Source organism: Pseudomonas sp. SORGH_AS_0199, from assembly GCF_031453735.1.
GTDB classification, from domain to species: Bacteria; Pseudomonadota; Gammaproteobacteria; order Pseudomonadales; family Pseudomonadaceae; genus Chryseomonas; species Chryseomonas aestiva.
The window spans coordinates 2865670-2882089 of record NZ_JAVJAE010000001.1 but is presented as its reverse complement, the minus strand read 5'-3'; the positions used below and the strand labels follow the sequence as shown (position 1 = coordinate 2882089).

Genomic DNA, 16420 nt, shown 5'->3' with positions numbered 1-16420 from the left:
GCTCCGGGTGGCCTTAGCCCAAGGCCACTCGCAACCGTCCGAGCAAGGCATCGCAGGCTTCCAGCTGGCTGATCTCGACGTATTCATCGGGCTTGTGCGCCTGTTCGATGCTGCCGGGCCCGCAGACCACCACCGGGGTGTCCAGCCGATTGGCGAAGAGGCCGCCCTCGGTGCCGAAGGCCACCTTGAGCTGCGCCGTCCCCGGCTCGACCAGGGTCTGCAGGAAGCGCACGGCCTCGACGCTGGGATGGGTATCCAGTCCGGGATAGGCGTTGACCGTCTCGATTTCGATGGCGGCCTTGGCTGAGGTCTGTTGTGCCTCCCTGACCAGGCTGTCCGCCGTTTCCTGCAGCGCGGCGACCAGGCTGGCGGGATCGTCCGCCGGCAGATGGCGAATCTCGAAGTCCAGGGTGCAGAGGTTGGGCACGATGTTCAGCGCCTTGCCGCCGTCGATCCGCCCGACATGCAGGGTGGTATAGGGAATATCGTAGGCCGCGTCGTGCGCGCCCTCTTCCGCCAGCCGCCGCTGGCTGGCGCGCAGGGCGCCGACCAGGTCGCTGGCCAGGTGGATGGCGTTGACGTGCCGCGGCGCCAGGGAGGAATGACCTTCCTGGCCATGGCAGTGGGCGCGCAACGCGGCCTTGCCCTTGTGGCCGAGGGCGACCTGCATGTTCGTGGGTTCGCCGACGATGCAGAGGAAAGGTCGCACGGGTGCCATTTCCAGCACATCCAGCAGTCGCCGTACACCGACGCAGCCGATCTCCTCGTCGTGGGAGAGCGCGAGCTGCAAGGGTCGTTTCAGCGGTTCACCGCGAGCGGCGTCCAGCAGCGCCACCACCGCACAGGCGACGAAGCCCTTCATGTCGCAGGCGCCGCGGCCATGGATCCGACCATCCTTGAGGGTCCCCTCGAATGGCGGCAGCGTCCAGGCCTGGCCGGCCACGGGCACCACGTCCGTATGCCCGGAGAGCAGCACGCCGGGCACGTCGCCTGGGCCGACGCTGGCGAAGAGATTGGCCTTGCGCCCGCTCTCGTCGAGCACCAGGCGGCAGGCGATACCGGCGCCTTCCAGCAGACCCTGCACATACTGTATCAGCGCCAGGTTGGAGTCGGCGGAGACGGTGGGAAAGCCGATCAGGGTGCGCAGCAGGTCCTGGCTGTTCATCCGGCGAGGCTCTCGCTGCGCGGTTGCGCGAAGCGGCCGATGTCGAAGGCCGCCAGGGGCGTCTCGGTACGCCCGGTGGCGATCAGCTCGGCCATGGTATCGCCCACGCCCGGGCCGAGCTGGAAGCCGGCGCCACAGAAGCCGAAGGCGTAGTAGAGGCCGTCCACCTGACTGCTGGGCCCCATGATCGGCAGGTCATCGACGATATAGCCCTCGACCCCGCTCCAGGTACGGATCACGTTGATCCGCCCCAGCGCCGGCGCCAGGCGGCGCAGCTGGGCCAGTTGGTTGAGCATGCCATGGGGCTCGGCCCGGGCCAGGCGGGTATCCAGGTCCGGTCGGGTGCGGAAGCAGCCGCCAAAGATGACGTTACCCCGGGGGATCTGGCGGAAATAGATGGTCTCGCTCACCAGCGGCGAAGACACGCCCACGGTCTCGCGGAAGACATAGGGCAAGGGCTCGGTGACCCCCATCTGCGGGCCGTGGGTCTCGATGGGCACCGGCTCGCCGAACTGGCTCGACAACCGGCTGCCCCAGGCACCGGCGGTGATCAGCAGCCGTGGCGCCTGATAGCGCCGGCCATCGGCGGCCTGCACCAGGAAGTCACCGCCCGGCTTGGTGACCTGGGTGATCTCGACCCGTTCCTGGAGATCGACGCCTTCGCGCACCGCGGCGCGGGCGAACGCCGGGGCGGCCAGGCGCGGATTGGCGTGGCCATCGTGGGGCGCATAGGAGCCGGCCACCACCTCGGGGCCCAGATAGGGAAACTTCTCGTGCAGCGCCGCGCCTTCAAGTACCTGAAGTTCCAGGGCGGCGGTCTCCGGCGCCCGGGCATACTCGTGCAGCATGGCGATGCGCGCCGGATCGTAGACCACCCGCAGATGACCGCCTGGAATGAATTCCAGATCGTCACCGATAAGCTCCGGCAGGCGACCCCAGATCCCCCGCGACCGCGTGGCCAGCGCGACCTGACTCAGGTAGCGGCCCTGACGGCGGACATTGCCGAAATTGGTGCCACTGGCGAAGCGCCCGACCTGGTCACGCTCCAGCAGGAGCACCGACAAGCCCCGGCGACGCAGGAAAAACGCGCTGGCGCTGCCCATGATGCCGGCGCCGACGATGATGACATCGGCCCGGTTGGCGGCCTGCTGACTCATGATGAAACCTCCTCTTCGCTGGTCACGATGCCCAGCGGCAATGGCCGGATCGGCGCCTGGCCACGCAGGCGGCCGACGGTTTCCACCGGCACCCCCGATTCGGCGGCGATGATCTCGGCCCCGGCCTGGGCGCAATAGCGACCCTGGCACCGGCCCATGCCGACCCGGCTGAAGGCCTTGGCGCGGTTGGCTTCACGGGCGCCCTTTTCACGCACCACGGCGCGCAGTTCACCGGCGGTGATGCCTTCGCAACGGCAGACCACCGCGGTGTCCGGCAGACTGGCCATCTGCCTGGCCGGCCAGGGAAAGGCCTCGGCCAGGCCCAGGCGAAAGCGCTCCTGCACCGCCAGCGCCTCGCGGCAGCGCTCGGCGAGGCCGCCGGGCGCCGTGCGGCCGAGATCGGTCAGGACCGCGCAGGCGGCCAGTTGCCCGGCCAACTCGGCGCCGTCGGCGCCCCGTACCCGCGCCCCATCCCCGGCGGCATAGACGCCGGGCGTCGAGGTGCGGCCGTCGCCGTCCAGTTGTAGCACCCACTGGCCGGTCGCCTGCTCGAATTCGAAGGCGCAGCGGGCCAGGTCGCCCAGCTGGGTTTCCGGACGCAGGTGATACCCCAGGCCCACGGCGTCACCTGCTACCTCCTGGCGCAAGCCACGGGCATCGGCGAAGGCCACGCCGGCAACCCCCTGCTCGGCATCGCCGAGAATCTCCAGTGGCGTGACGCCGAAATGCAGCGGCACACCGGCGCGCCTGAGCGCGGCCATGAGCTGTACGCCCTTCCAGGCCACACCCGGGCGGGCCAGCAGCTTGGGCGTCGCCAGTGCACGCAGGCGCAGCGGCGCGGTGTCGAGTACCGCCGCCACCGTGGCGCCGGCCTGCTGGTACTGGGCGGCAACGAGATAGAGCAAGGGCCCGCTGCCCATGAAGATAACCCGGCGGCCGATGGACACCGCCTGGGCCTTGAGGGCGATCTGGGCGCCACCCAGGGTATAGGTGCCGGCCAGATTCCAGCCCGGCACCGGCAGCAGCCGATCGCCGGCACCGGTACAGAGCACCAGGGCGTCGAAATCCAGGGTGCGCTGGCGATTGCCCTGCGCCGTATAGAGAGTGCGCTCGTGCAGGTGCCAGGCCAGGGTATCCGGGCGGTAGTCGAGGCGCCCACGCAGGCTGTCGAAGGTGCGGTGCAAGGCCTCGGCCTTGCCTGCCTCGCTGCCATAGAGGGTGGCGTAGGGCCGCTGGAAACCCTCGGGCTGACGTCGATAGATCTGGCCGCCATCGCGGCGATTCTCGTCGATCACCACCGGGGCGATACCCGCGGAAAGCAGGGTTTCCGCACAGCGCACGCCAGCCGGACCCGCGCCGACGATGACCACCCGCGGCGGGTTCGCGCCCTGTTGAACTAGGCCAGATTCCATACGGCCTCCGGTTGCGTGGTCAGGATCTGCAGGCCTTCGCGTACCTCGGTGCCGCAGGCGCGCAGGCGTTCGCCCTCGGCCGTCCAGACCCAGCAATCCTGGCAGGCGCCCATCAGGCAGAAGCCGGCGCGACGTTCGTCGCCGAATTCGGAGCGGCGCAGCGCCGGGCCGTTGGTGAGCAAGGCGACCATCAGGGTGTCGCCGGCCAGGGCGGTGACCGGCAGGCCATCGACACTGAGGCTGACCTGCGGTCGGCCGGTTTCGCCGAGACGCTGGAAGCGGGTAGTCATGCGCGAACTCCTTGGGTGTGCAGCACGGTACCGCCCTGCAGTCGTTGCAGGGCGTCACCGTCGTGATGACAGAGGATGCGATTGCCACCGGCCAGCATCCGAGGCTGCGGCGGTACCCGGTCGCAGCGCCCGTCAATGCGTACCGGGCAACGTTGCAGGAAGCTGCAGAGTCGGCCACTGGCGGCTGCTGACGGGACCCAGGGCAGCGGCGTACGGATCGGCTGTTCTTCCAGCCAGCCCTGACGCAGCTCGGGCACCGAGGCGGTGAGCAGGTCGGTGTAGGGATGCAGCGGCGGATGCTGCAAGGTGGCCGGCGTGCCCACTTCCACCGGCTGTCCGGCATAGAGCACCAGCACCTCGTCGCACAGGCTGCGCACCGTGGAGATGTCATGGCTGATGAACAGATAGGCCAGCCCCAGTTCGCGGCGCAGTTCGGCGAGCAGGTCGAGGATGGCGGCGCCGACCACGGTATCCAGCGCCGAGGTGACCTCGTCGCAGAGGATCAGCTCGGGTTCGGCCGCCAGTGCCCGGGCCAGGTTGACCCGCTGCTTCTGACCACCGGACAGTTCGCCCGGACGCCGACTGGCGAGGCTGGCCGGCAGCTGCACGCGGTCGAGCAATTCGCGGACCTTGCGCTGGCGGGTCGCCTTGTCAAAGGCGTGATAGGTCTCCAGCGGGCGCATGAGGATGCGTTCCACGCTGTGGGACGGGTTGAGCGCCGTGTCGGCGTTCTGATAGACCAGTTGCACCCGGCGGAACTGCTCACGGGTGCGACCTTCCAGGCCTGGCGGCAACAGTTCGCCGCCCAGGCGCACGCTGCCCTGGGCCGGCGGCAGCAGGCCGGCGATCACCCGCGCCAGGGTCGACTTGCCCGAACCGGATTCGCCGATCACACCCAGGGCTTGGCCCTTGGCGATGCTCAGGTCGATGCCTTCCAGCACCCGGTAGTGCGGCAGGCCATCGGCGCCGAGGGAACCATAGCCCGCCACCAGATCCCTGACCTCCAGGATCGGTGCCGTGGTCTCCACGGTGGGCAGGCCACGCTCCGCCAGGGGTTCCGGCCGGGCCGCGGCCAACAGGCTGCGGGTATAGGGATGCCGGGCACTCGCCAGCAGCCGCTCGGTGCGGCGATTCTCATAGACTTCGCCACCATTGAGCACCAGGATGCGATCAGCCATCTGGGCCACCACCGCCAGGTCGTGGGAGACGTAGATGGCGGTCACGCCACGCTCGCGCACCACCTGCTTGAACACCCGCAGCACCTCGATCTGGGTGGTGACGTCCAAGGCCGTGGTGGGTTCATCGAGGATCACCAGGGTCGGATCGGTGATCAGCGCCATGGCGGCCATCAACCGCTGCAACTGACCGCCCGAGACCTGGTGCGGATAGCGCTGGCCGATGTGCTCGGGGTCCGGCAGCGCCAGCTCCTTGAACAGTTGCAGCGCCCGCGCCTCGGCTTCCCGGCGGTTCAACACGCCATGGATCAGCGCGCTCTCGATGATCTGCTCCATGAGCCGCCGCGCCGGATTGAAGGCCGCCGCCGCGCTCTGGGCAATGTAGGCGACGGTGCGACCGCGCAGGCGCCGCAGGCCAGCGGCGTCCAGCTCCAGCACCTGGGTGTCGCCGACGCGGATCGAGCCACCGGCCAACCGACAGCCCGCCCGGGCATAGCCGAGCAACGACAGGGCGATGGTGGTCTTGCCCGAGCCCGACTCGCCGATCAGCGCCAGCACCTCGCCCTTGGCCAGGCTGAAGCCGACGTCCTTGACGATGGTGGTTTCACTGCCGTCGTCGCCCTGGGCGACCACCCGCAGGTCCTTGACCTCTACCAGCAATTCCATCTCAGCGCCCTCCCCGGCGTCGCGCGCCGAACCGGTCGATGAGCAGGTTGACACCCACGGTCAGGGTGCCGATGGCCAGCGCCGGCATCAGCACCGCCGGGGCCCCGTCGGCCAGACCGCCGATGTTTTCCCGGACCAGGGAGCCCAGGTCGGCATTCGGCGGTTGCACGCCGAGACCGAGAAAGCTCATGCCGCTGAGCAGCAGCACGATATAGACGAATCTAAGCCCCAGATCGGTGAGCAGCGGCAGGCGCATGTTGGGCAGCATCTCCCGCAGGGCGATGTAGAACCGGCCCTCGCCGCGGGTGCGGGCGACCTGGACGTACTCCAGCTCGGTGAGGTTCATCGCCAGGCTGCGGGCGATGCGATAGCAGCCGGGGGCATAGCCCACCACCGCCATGACGATCAGCAGCGGCACCGAGGAGCCGAAGGCCGAGACCATGACCAGCGCCAGCATCTTGCTCGGCAGCGAGATCAGCGCATCGATCAGCCGTGACAGCGGCTCGTCCACCCAGCGGCCGGACAGCGCCGCCAGTAGACCGAGCCCGGTGCCCAGCACGCAGGAGAGCACGGCGGCGACCAGCGCAAGGCCGACGGTGAATCGGGCGCCGTCGAGGATGCGACTGAGGACATCGCGTCCCAGGTAGTCGGTGCCCAGCAGGTGCGCCTGACTGTAACCGGCCAGCACCGCGCTATCGCCCAGGGCGCCCGGGTCATAGGGGGTCAGCCAGGCGCCGAACATGGCGATGAACAGCCAGAAGGCCACCAGCACGCCGCCGCAAATGCCGGTCAGCGACCAGCGGGCCCGCCGCCGGGTACGGGGGGGTGACAACTGGGCGTCGAGGGTCTTGCCATCCACCGGCAGGACGGACGCGGCACGTACGGGAGTCACGGGTCGGGTCATAGCGTTCTCAGCCTCGGATTGGACAGGATGGCGCAGAGATCCGCCAGGGTCATGAGGACCAGATAGGCGCAGCAGAACAGCATGGCGCAGGCCTGGATCAGCGGCAGGTCGCGACTGGCGACGCCGTCCACCATCAGCTGGGCGATGCCCGGGTAGTTGAAGATGGTCTCGACGATCACCACCCCGCCCATCAGGTAGGAAAGACTCAGGGCAATGGAGTTGGCGATGGGGCCCACGGCATTGGGCAAGGCATGGCGCAGCACGGCGCGGACCGGACCGACGCCCTTGAGCCGCGCCATCTCCACATAGGAACTCTGCAACTGCTCCACCAGGGCTGCGCGGGTCATCCGCGCCATCTGCGCCACGATCACGCAGCACAGGGTGCCCACCGGCAGCGCATAGGCGCGCAGGAAATCCAGGGGGCCGCCGATGTCATGGGCGAAGGTCAGCGCCGAGGTCCACTGCAGGTGCACGGCGAAGACCAGCACCGCCAGGGTCGCCACCAGGAATTCCGGTACCGCGACGATGCCCAGGGTAAAGACGTTGAGGGCCCGGTCCAGGCGGCCGCCGGCATTCATCGCCGAGACGATGCCCAGGCCCAGCGCCAGGGGCACCGACACCAGGGCGGTGACCCCGGCCAGCATCAGCGAGCTGCCGAGCCGATCGCCGATCATGCTGGTGATGGGCATCTGGCTCGCCAGCGACTGGCCGAGATCGCCGTGCAGGAGACCGCTCAGCCAGTGGACGTAGCGCAGCAACGCGGGCTGGTCGAGACCCATCTGGGCACGCAGGGCCGCGACCTGCTCGGGCAGCGCGAACTGGCCCAGCGCCTGCTGGGCGGCATCGCCCGGCAACAGCGCGGAGACGAAGAACACCAGCAACGAGACGATGAGCAGGGTCAGCAACCCGCCCCCGAGGCGTCTGGCGATGAGCGTGAAAACGGAAAGGTCCAAAGCCACCTCCTGCTTGAGCGTGGAGCGGCGAGCCGGGCCCCTGCGGACAGACTCGCCGGCAGGCACCGGGCGTCAGGCCTCCAGCCAGACGTGCTCGGCGAACATGTAGCCCATGAAGCCACCGATGGGGATGATCCCGTAGCCACCGAGCTTGGGCGAATGGGCATCGATGGAGCTGGTGAAGATCGGCAGGCCGATGCCGCAATGCTGGTGGATCAGCAGCTGCATGTCGGCGTACATCTGCTTGCGCTTGGCGATGTCCGTCTCGCCACGGGAGGTCACCAGCAACTGGTCGAACTGCTCGTTCTTCCAGCCCGACTCGTTGAAGGGCGCATCGGACTTGAAGAATTGCGACAGCAGGATATTGGCCGTGGGCCGGGCGTTGATGTTGCCGAAACCCAGCGGGTCCTTCATCCAGTGGCTGTTCCAGTAGCCATCGGCACTGACCCGGTTGACCATCAGGTTGAGCCCCGCCTGGCGCGCCGACTGCTGCAGCACCAGGGCCATCTCGTTGGCGTTGTCGGCGGCGGTTGAGGTCACCAGGGGCAGCTTCGCCCCGGCGATGCCAGCCTTCTGGAACAGGAACTTGGCCTTGTCCGGATCATAGGGCCGCTGGGGCAGGTCCGCGGCATAATAGGGTGTCCCGGGCATGATCGGCTGGTCGTTGCCGATGACGCCGTAGCCAAGGAATACCGACTTGAGAATCTGCTCGCGGTCGAACAGCAGCTTCATGCCCTCCACCACGTTGGGATCGTTGAAGGGACGATTGGGGATTCTCATGATGAGATCGGTGTAGCTACCGGAATTGTTGGCGACGATCTTGAGCTTGCCGCCCTGCTTGAGCCGATCCGCCGAACGGGGATCCACCGACACGGTGAGCTGGACGTCCCCGGCCAGCAGGGCATTGACCCGCGAAGGCTCGTCGCCGATGCCGATCAGCTCGATCTCGTCCAGATAGGGCTTGCCGGACTTCCAGTAGTTTTCGTTGCGCACGCCCACGGTGCGCACGCCCGGCTTGAATTCCTTGACCTTGAAGGGCCCGGTACCGTTGGCGGTGGAGAAATCCTTGGTGCCGTCGGCGATGATCAGGAACGGTGAGATGGCCAGCACCGCGGGCAGCTCGGAGTTCGGCGACACCAGGCGGATGCGCACCTCGTCGGGCGCCACCGCGGTGACTTCGGCGAACTGATCGGCCAGGGCCTTGACCTTGGAACCCACCGCCGGGTCCTTGTGGCGCAGCAGCGAGTAGACGACATCGGCGCTGTCCAAGGTCTTGCCATTGTGGAATTGCACGCCCTGGCGCAGCTTGATCGTCCAGGTCAGGGCATCCTGGGTCTCCACGCTGGTGGCCAGGGCCATCTGGGGTTCCAGATGGCTGTCGAAGACGGTCAGGCCGTTGTAGAAGAAGTACTGGCGGGCATAGTCGCCCGAGAAAGAGCCCTTGGCCGGATCGAGGGTATCGGCGGTGGAGGAACCCGCCGCTGCGGCACGCACCCGACCGCCGCGACGCGGGGTGCCAGTGACCGCATCTTCTGCGGCGAAGGCCTGGCCATCCCGACCGAGCAGACTGCCCACCCCGGTCGCCAGCAATCCGGCGGCGCCCAGCAGGCGCAGCGCATCGCGCCGCGACACCCCCCGATGCAGGGCCTCGAAGGCCCGAACGCTTTCAGCAGCTCCTATCAGGGGACTTCCAGTCTTTTTCTCGGTCATGTCGGCTCGCTCGTTGGGGACTCGGTCGCCAGTCCGCGCACCCCTCCCCGGGCGCACGAAGCTGTCCTCTTGGCCGCCTTGTCGTGCGGCCAGGTTCATTACAGCACCCGCCCCTCGTCGATTACCGTCGAATTGCCCCCGCGGCGAGACAGAAAAGACCGTTTTGACCGAGCCGCTCAGCATTGTTTGCGGTGTGCGTCGCGACGGCGCGTCGGGGCCCGTCATGCCCGCCTTTGGCGCGCTGGTGCGGCGTTTCGCTTGGCTTGACGGAGCGCGGTGCGGACCGCGACGGGAGGCTGGACGATCGCAAAAAGCCCGCAGCGACAGCAGGTTCTGCGCAGCGGTGCCGGTCAGCGCTGCGACAGGCTGCGGAAACGAAAAAACCGCCAAGCCGGGCGCTGCGTGGCAGGGCCTGGACTGGCGGTGGCGGTGGCGGTGGCGGTGGCGGGATCGGGGCTAGTGCAGGCGATCCTGAACGCGGTAGTAGAGTCCTACCAGTGGCAGGAACCAGGGCTTGCCGAAATGCCCGGGAATCGCCGGCCAGTCCAGCACCCGCCAGGGATTGGCCTGGCCGCGACCTTCCAGCACCTCGGCCATCACCCGGCCCATGTGCACCGACATCTGCACGCCATGGCCGCTGTAGCCCATGGCGTAGAACAGGCCGTCCTGCTCGCCGGCGCGGGGCAGGCGATCGGCGGTCATGTCCACCAGGCCGCCCCAGCAATAGTCGATGGGCGTCTGGACCAGGCTGGGAAAGAGTTGACCCAGCGCGGCGCGCAGCACGGCGCCGCTCTTGGCGTCCTGGCGGGGATCGGACAGGGCGAAACGCGCCCGTCCGCCGAAGATCAGCCGGTGATCCGGGGTGGTGCGGAAATAGTTGCCGATGATGCGGCTGGTGACATAGGTGCGCCGATTGGGCAGCAATCCGTCCAGCTGCGCCTTGGGCAGGGGCGCGGTGGCGATGATGAAACTGCCCACCGAGGCGATGCGCCGGCGAAACCACTGGAAGGGGCCGACGCTGGCGTTGCCCGTGGCCACCAGCACCTGGCGGGCGCGCAACTCGCCCCTGGCGCTGATCACGCGAAAACTGCCATCGGGCAGTCGCTGCAGATCGCTGACCGCCGCGCCTTCGAATACCTGGGCGCCCCGCCGCACGGCCGCCTCCGCCAGCCCGACGCCGAAGCGCCCCATGTGCATCTGGGCGCCGTTGTGCTGCAGCAGACCGCCATGGAAATCGTCGGACGCTACCTCAGCGCACACCTGGGCGGCGTCGAGCAGTTCGACCTGCGGGTCCACCTCCTGGCGGATCAGTTCGCAGGTGCGCGCGAGGTTGTCATAGTGCTGCGGCTTGGCCGCCAGCTTGAGCTTGCCGGCCTTGTGGAAGTCGCAGGCGATGCCCTCCTCGGCGATCACCGCCTCGACGCTGGCGACCGCATCGGCATAGGCCTGGTAGAACGCCCGGGCCTTTTCCGCGCCCAGGCTGGCGTGCAGGGCCGCGTAATCCTGGGCGACCCCGGTGTTGCAGTGGCCGCCGTTGCGTCCGGAGGCTTCGCCGATCACCCGGCCAGCCTCCAGCACCGCCACGCTGGCACCGCGCTGGCGTAGCGCCACGGCCGCGGAGAGCCCGGTGAAGCCGCCGCCGATGACGGCGACATCCACCTCGCCCGCCACCGGCCCGAGGGTAGCCCCGGTAAAGCCCGGCGCGGTCGCGAGCCAGTAGGAATCGGACGATGCTGGGCCAAGACTCATGGGCGGGCGCTCCGGCAGCTCAGGGGGGTTATTCGAGACCGACCACCGCGGCTAGGCCGCCGATGTCCTTGATCTCGGTGTTGGTGTAGAACGGCGTACTCGGCTCATGGCCGCGATTCACGAACACCTTGTTCTTGATGTTCATGTAGTCGGCCGGGATGAGGTCGTAGCGGAAGCTCGACGACACATGCAGCACGTCTTCCGGACCGCAGCCGAGGGTGTCCAGCATGTATTCGAAGGCCTGCAGGCGCGGCTTGTAGGCCTGGCCCTGCTCGGCGGTGAAGACCCGGTGGAAGGGCACGCCCAGCTTGTCGACGTTGGACATGATCTGCTCGTCGGCGGCGTTGGAATAGATCACCAGCGGGATCTTGTCGGCGATCTTGGCCAGGCCCGCGGTCACGTCCGGATGCGGTCCCCAGCTCGGCACCGCCTCGTAGTAGGCGTTGGCCTCGGCGTCGGTGAAGGAGATGCCCCAGCGCTTGCAGGTGCGCTCCACCGCCGAATACAGCACCTCCGAATAGGGCTTCCAGGCGCCGAGCACCTCGTCGAAGCGATAGCCGTTGAAGTCCTTGCAGAACTGGTCCATCGCCTCGGCGGGAATGCGGTCGGCGAACATCTCGCGGGCCATGTCGGACATGCGGAAACGGGTCAGGGTGCCGTAGCAGTCGAAGGTGATGTACTTGGGCCGAAAGGCGGTCATGGCAAGGGTCCTTTGACAGGGGTCATGAGTGAGAGGCCGGGACGCCGGTGGCGTCCCTGGCAAGCATTACAGCACCGGCGGGCCTGACAGTTGTCCGCTTTCAGGCACCGCGGGAGACAGAAAAAACCGTTTTAGCGGTAGGGCCCAGCATTGTTTGCGGCGACCTCAGGCTTTGGCTGAAAAGTGCCTGCGCTCGGCCATGCTGCGTTAAAAATCATCTCGGAATGCTCATTTACCATTCGTAAACTCGAGCGCGAGTCCGATCCGCTTCCTCGCTGATTTTTGCCTTGCCTGACCATCGCTCAGCGACTTTTCAGCCAAGCCTCAGGAGTGTTCCAGGTCGATCAGCACGCTCTTGCTGCGCAGGGTCGCCTCATAGGCGGCGCGGCCCAGGTCCTTGCCGATGCCGGACCTCTTGTAGCCGCCGGTGGGAATGATCCAGTCGTGGCTGCGGCCATAGCGATTGACCCAGACGGTACCGGCTTCCAGCGCCCGGGTCAGCCGCAACGCCCGGCCAAGGTCGGCGGTGTGCACCCCGGCGGCCAGGCCATAGGTGGAGTGGTCGGCCAGGGCCAGGGCCTCGGCTTCGTCGTCGAACACCTGCACGGTCAACACCGGGCCAAAGATCTCTTCGTGCACCGCGGGGTTGGCCGCGTCGACCCCGGTAATCAGCGTCGGCTGATAGTAGGCACCACCCATGCCCTCCTCCAGGGCGCCACCGACCAGGATCTCCGCGCCGGCTGCCCGGCTGCGGGAGACGATGTCCTGGATGCGCTGCCCCTGGCGGTGGGAAATGATCGGCGCCAGGGTAGCCTCCGCCGCCCAGGTCGGCCCCGGGCGCAAGGCGGCGAAGGCCGCGCGGATGCCTTCCAGCATCGGCTCCAGAGCGGCGCGCTGGACCAGCAGTCGCGAACCCGAGACGCACACCTGGCCGGCGTTGCCGGTGATGGCGGCCGCCACGCTGCGGGCGGTACGGGCCAGATCCGGAGCGTCGGCGAACACCAGTTGCGGACTCTTGCCGCCCAGCTCCAGGGTCACCGGCTTGGGCCCGCTCTCGGCGCAGGCGACCATGATGGCGGTGCCGGTCCCGGTGGAGCCGGTAAAGGTGACCTTGCCGATGCGCGGATGGCGACACAGGGCGTCGCCGGTGGTCCGACCATCGCCCTGGACCACGCTGAGGATGCCGGCCGGCAGTCCCGCCAGCACGGCCAGTTCCGCCAGGCGCAGGATGGAAAAGGGCGTCAGCTCCGAAGGCTTGATGACCACCGCATTGCCGGCGGCGAGCGCCGGCGCCATCTTCCAGCCGGCCATGCTCAGGGGGAAATTCCAGGGAGCGATGGCGCCCACCACGCCATAGGGCTCGGTGATCTGCAGGCCCAGGTGGCTGGTGGCGGTGGCCGCCACCTCGCCGCCGTGCTTGTCGGCGAATTCGGCGAAGAAGCGAATGCCCTCGGCGACATAGGGAATGTCCCAGGCCAGCACCTCGCGCAGCGGACGGGTCGAACCCACCGCCTCCAACGGACCGAGGATCTCGCCATCGGCCTCCACCAGATCGGCCCAGCGGCGCATCACCCGCGCGCGTTCGCGCGGCGGCCGACTGGCCCAGTCGCTGGCCTTCCAGGCGCGCCAGGTGCCCTCCACCACCTCGTCCACCAGATCCGCCGAGGCGCACGGCAGGCCGCTCTGGAAGCCACCATCGGACGGCCGGAACACCTCCAGTTCGGCGCGGGCATCGCAGGTGCGACCGCTGATGAAGTGGGCACAACGAACCGCTATTGCTCTGGGGTCGAACGAGGCCATGGCGCGCTCCGCTAGGGCTGTGGGCTTGGCCCCAATGCTAGGCCGCCGGGCCGCCATCTTTTGCCGAACTGGAAGGGGCCTTCGGTGCCTCGCAGTGGCGCATCCACCCACCGGCAACCGAATCTGCCGTCGCGGCTTGCTAGGCTGACGCCTGAATCAGCCAGACCCGAACCGGAGCCCTGCCGTGTCCCACGCCACCTTGAGACCCCTGCGCGAAACCGACCTCGCCACCGCCCACCAGCTGTCCCAGGCGCTGCACTGGCCCCATCGCCTGGAAGACTGGCAGTGCCTGTTCCACACCGGCGAAGGCCTGGTGCTGGAAGACGACCAGGGCGTGTTCGGCACCGGCTTCTGCGTGCCCCAAGGCGACTACGCCACCATCGGCCTGGTGATCGTCGCCGACAGCCACCAGGGCCAGGGCCATGGCCGCCGGCTCATGGACGGCCTGCTGCAACTGGCCGGCAACCGCACGCCGCTGCTGGTCGCCACCCTGCGCGGCGCCCCGCTCTACCGCAGCCAGGGCTTCGAATCCTATGAGCGCATCTATCAGCACCAGGTGGCGCGTCTGCCGGCCATGGGTGAGCACCATCCGCTGGAAGGCCAGGTCCGTGAGGTGACTCCGGCAGCGGCGCCCCGGTTGGAGCCCCTCGCCCAGGCGGCTACCGGCCTGGATCGCAGCGCCCTGCTGCAGGAATTGCTGCCCCAGGCCGAGCGCATCGTCGGATTGGAGCAGGAGGGCCAGCTACGAGGCTTCGCCCTGCTGCGCCCTTACGGCCGCGGCCTGTCGGTCGGCCCGGTAATCGCCGAATCCACCGAGCAGGCCAAGGCCCTGATCCTCGCCCTGCTGCGCCACGCCGAAGGGCGCTACCTGAGATTCGACGTGACGGCCCGCAGCGGTCTCAATCCCTGGCTGATTGAAATCGGCGTCCCCCAGGTCGATGAGGTCGAGCAGATGGCCAGGGGCGCGGCGCCGCGGTCCCGCGAAGGGGTGGATCAGTTCGCGCTGCTGACCCAGGCGCTGGGTTGAACAGGCAATCGGATATCAACTCGAATTGGGCGTCACGGCTGAGCCGAATAAACCGGCCGATCAGCTCATGTAGTGAGCCGATCAGCCGGTTCACCTAACGCCACTCGCACCCCGCCACGCGGTTGCAGCTGGTGCGGGCGCGGTCGCCCTGGGACGTGGAGAAGCGACTGATGACGTTCCAGCCCAACTGGCGGGTGCGGCCCAGCCAGAGGGTGCCGTCGCTGGTCAGGCCGCTGAAGAACTGCAGCCGTCCCAGCCGCGTACTGGTCTGGGCCCAGGAGCGGCCCGATACCGGATCATAGCCACGCATCAGGGTGTCGTTGCCCTGCACCGCCACCCCGTACCAACCGCCCTGCCCGTCCTGACAGCGCAGCACGAAGGCGCTGCGCACGCAGGTGTCGGCCGGTTTGAGACTGGGAATGGCCGCCTGGACGGCGGGCACAGTCAGCAGCAGGGCCGCGGTAAGCAGGCCGGTACGCAGGATCACAGACGAGGTCATCGCGGCAGTCGGTTGGCAGCGGGACGCCCAGCATGAGGCAAATCCCCGCGGCTCGCCAGCCAGGCAGGCTCTGGCGTCAGCCTTTCGCCGTCCGCCACAGCCGCCCGATATCGCGAGCGGTCCGCTCCAGCAATACCTCGGCCTGAGCCAGGGCTTCTTCCAGACTCAGCGGACCCGGCACCAGGCTGAAGGCGGCGGCGAGACCCTGCTCATAGAGGGCGTCATAGCCCTCGCCCAGCGAACCGGCCACGGCCACCACCGGCACGCCGTGGCGCCGGGCCAGGCGCAATACACCCGCCGGGGTCTTGCCCCTCAGGGTCTGGCCGTCCAGCCGCCCTTCGCCGGTCACTGCCAGATCGGCGTCGATCAGGGCGTCGTCCAGACCGACCAGTTCCGCCACCACCTCGATGCCGGGGCGGAAGGTCGCCTGGAGAAAGGCCAGGGCCGCAAAGCCGACGCCACCGGCGGCGCCGGCACCCGGTTGCTCCCGGACATCACGACCCAGGGTCGCGGCGGTAACGGTGGCGAAATGCGCGAGGGCCGCGTCGAGCTGGCGAACCTGCTCGGGCGAAGCGCCCTTTTGCGGACCGAAGATCTGGCTGGCGCCCTGGGGACCACAGAGCGGATTATCGACGTCGGCGGCAATGACCACCTCCACCTCCGCCAGCCGTGGGTGCAGCGCGGTCACGTCCAGGCTGGCCAACATCGCCAGGGCTGCCCCGCCCGGCCCCAGCGCCTGACCCTGCCTGTCCAAAAGGCGCACACCCAGCGCTTGCAGCAGCCCTGCGCCGCCGTCATTGGTGGCACTGCCGCCGATGGCCAGCACCAGGCGCTCGGCGCCGGCGTCCAGCGCGGCGTGCAGGAGCTCGCCCGTACCGCGGGAGGTGGCGACCAGCACGTCGCGCCGGCTCCTGGGGACCAGCTCCAGACCGCTGGCGCTGGCCATCTCGACGAAGGCGGTGCGCTGCTCGGCCAGCCAGCCCCAGCGGGCGGTCACCGGCTCGCCCAGCGGACCGGTCACCCGCGCCTCGCGCACCTCGCCGCCGGTTGCGGCCAGTACGGCATCCAGGGTGCCCTCGCCGCCATCGCCCAGGGGGCACTCGATGATCTCGGCCGCGGGCAGGGCCTGATGCAGGCCACGGGCCAGGGCGCGGGCGACACCGGCAGCGGACAGGCTTTCCTTGAAGGAGTCAGGGGCGACGACGATTTTCAT

General features: G+C 68.5%; 14 protein-coding genes. 1 reads left to right on the top strand and 13 read right to left on the bottom strand.

The window, feature by feature from the left end; all coding sequences use genetic code 11:
* Positions 1 to 13: 13 nt before the first annotated feature.
* The 11 genes from argE to QE444_RS13510 all read right to left on the bottom strand — a co-directional run bounded on the left by argE (position 14) and on the right by QE444_RS13510 (position 13681).
* Positions 14 to 1165, bottom strand: coding sequence for an acetylornithine deacetylase (gene argE, locus QE444_RS13560; RefSeq protein ID WP_309739084.1), 1152 nt, complete (start codon positions 1163 to 1165; stop codon positions 14 to 16).
* On the bottom strand, positions 1162 to 2322 hold the full coding sequence (locus QE444_RS13555) for an FAD-binding oxidoreductase (protein ID WP_309739082.1): 1161 nt from the start codon (positions 2320 to 2322) through the stop codon (positions 1162 to 1164). Before QE444_RS13555 ends, argE begins: the two co-directional genes overlap by 4 nt.
* On the bottom strand, positions 2319 to 3734 hold the full coding sequence (locus tag QE444_RS13550; RefSeq protein ID WP_309739080.1) for an FAD/NAD(P)-binding oxidoreductase: 1416 nt from the start codon (positions 3732 to 3734) through the stop codon (positions 2319 to 2321). Before QE444_RS13550 ends, QE444_RS13555 begins: the two co-directional genes overlap by 4 nt.
* Positions 3719 to 4024: a (2Fe-2S)-binding protein gene (locus QE444_RS13545; protein ID WP_133861768.1), complete on the bottom strand. Its 306-nt coding sequence runs from the start codon at positions 4022 to 4024 to the stop codon at positions 3719 to 3721. Before QE444_RS13545 ends, QE444_RS13550 begins: the two co-directional genes overlap by 16 nt.
* On the bottom strand, positions 4021 to 5865 hold the full coding sequence (locus tag QE444_RS13540; protein WP_187979221.1) for an ABC transporter ATP-binding protein: 1845 nt from the start codon (positions 5863 to 5865) through the stop codon (positions 4021 to 4023). The genes QE444_RS13545 and QE444_RS13540 overlap by 4 nt, the downstream gene beginning before the upstream one ends.
* A gap of 1 nt (position 5866) precedes the next feature.
* Positions 5867 to 6769 (bottom strand): ABC transporter permease, encoded by a 903-nt coding sequence (locus tag QE444_RS13535; RefSeq protein ID WP_187979220.1) that lies wholly within the window; start codon positions 6767 to 6769, stop codon positions 5867 to 5869.
* Positions 6766 to 7722 carry an ABC transporter permease gene (locus tag QE444_RS13530; protein ID WP_187979219.1) on the bottom strand — a complete coding sequence of 319 codons (957 nt, stop codon included), beginning with the start codon at positions 7720 to 7722 and terminating at the stop codon, positions 6766 to 6768. The genes QE444_RS13535 and QE444_RS13530 overlap by 4 nt, the downstream gene beginning before the upstream one ends.
* A gap of 72 nt (positions 7723 to 7794) precedes the next feature.
* Positions 7795 to 9432 (bottom strand): ABC transporter substrate-binding protein, encoded by a 1638-nt coding sequence (locus tag QE444_RS13525; protein ID WP_133861772.1) that lies wholly within the window; start codon positions 9430 to 9432, stop codon positions 7795 to 7797.
* A gap of 456 nt (positions 9433 to 9888) precedes the next feature.
* Positions 9889 to 11181, bottom strand: a complete 1293-nt coding sequence (locus tag QE444_RS13520; RefSeq protein ID WP_187979218.1) for an FAD-binding oxidoreductase — start codon at positions 11179 to 11181, stop codon at positions 9889 to 9891.
* A 28-nt stretch (positions 11182 to 11209) separates the two neighbouring features.
* Positions 11210 to 11881 carry a haloacid dehalogenase type II gene (locus QE444_RS13515; protein WP_187979217.1) on the bottom strand — a complete coding sequence of 224 codons (672 nt, stop codon included), beginning with the start codon at positions 11879 to 11881 and terminating at the stop codon, positions 11210 to 11212.
* 324 nt (positions 11882 to 12205) lie between these two features.
* The gene (locus tag QE444_RS13510) at positions 12206 to 13681 is read right to left on the bottom strand and encodes an aldehyde dehydrogenase family protein (RefSeq protein WP_309739075.1); all 1476 of its coding nucleotides are present in this window, start codon (positions 13679 to 13681) and stop codon (positions 12206 to 12208) included.
* A 184-nt stretch (positions 13682 to 13865) separates the two neighbouring features.
* Between QE444_RS13510 and QE444_RS13505 the strand changes: the two genes are divergently transcribed.
* Positions 13866 to 14708, top strand: a complete 843-nt coding sequence (locus tag QE444_RS13505) for a GNAT family N-acetyltransferase (protein ID WP_309739074.1) — start codon at positions 13866 to 13868, stop codon at positions 14706 to 14708.
* Between the two features lie 94 nt (positions 14709 to 14802).
* Here QE444_RS13505 and QE444_RS13500 read toward each other — a convergent pair whose 3' ends face one another.
* Both QE444_RS13500 and QE444_RS13495 read right to left on the bottom strand, forming a co-directional pair.
* Positions 14803 to 15207: a hypothetical protein gene (locus QE444_RS13500; protein WP_309739072.1), complete on the bottom strand. Its 405-nt coding sequence runs from the start codon at positions 15205 to 15207 to the stop codon at positions 14803 to 14805.
* 76 nt (positions 15208 to 15283) lie between these two features.
* On the bottom strand, positions 15284 to 16420 hold the full coding sequence (locus tag QE444_RS13495) for a glycerate kinase (RefSeq protein WP_273861596.1): 1137 nt from the start codon (positions 16418 to 16420) through the stop codon (positions 15284 to 15286).